The organism is Mesorhizobium sp. P3_A9 (assembly GCF_056402975.1).
Map to the genome: position 1 here is coordinate 1 of NZ_JBFUGJ010000801.1, position 603 is coordinate 603.

1 protein-coding gene is annotated in these 603 nt (G+C 66.5%); it reads right to left on the reverse strand.

What is annotated here, in order from left to right:
- On the reverse strand, positions 1–603 hold a 603-nt coding region (locus AC1DX0_RS36820), incomplete at both ends, for an ABC transporter permease (RefSeq protein ID WP_477359578.1).

Below are 603 nucleotides of genomic sequence, written 5' to 3' on the forward strand. Positions count from 1 at the left end.
GCATCTGCGCCGATTGCAGGCCGAGCATAGTGACCAGCGGCAGCAGCGCATTGCGGGCGACATGGGCGAGCACGATGCGGCGGCGCGAAAGCCCCCTGGCGCGAGTGGCCAGGACAAAATCCTGGCGCCAGACCTCGGCCATGCCGGCGCGCATCATGCGCAGATAGAGTGCAAGGTAGATGAAGCCGAGGGCGGACACCGGCAGCACCAAATGGATGGCGATGTCGGCGGCGCGGTCGAGGCCGGTCCTGTCCGAGGCCAGCGTCTCGATACCGCCGATCGGCAGCCAGCGCAGGTCTACGGCGAAGATCACGATCAGCACCAGGCCGAGCCAGAAACCCGGCACGGCATAAAGCGCCAGCGAGCCGATCGACAGGAAGCGATCGCGGAAACTTCCGGGCCTGGCGCCGGCATAGATGCCGAGCGCCGAGCCGAGCCCGAAGGACAGCGCGGTGGCGCTGACCATCAGCAGCAGCGTGTTGGGCAGCCGTTCGAGGATCACGTCGCGGATCGGTCTGGAGAAGGTCACCGACTGGCCGAGATCGAGATGCAGCAGCGCCCAGAGATAGTTGGCCAACCGCGTCAGTTCGGACTGATCGAGGC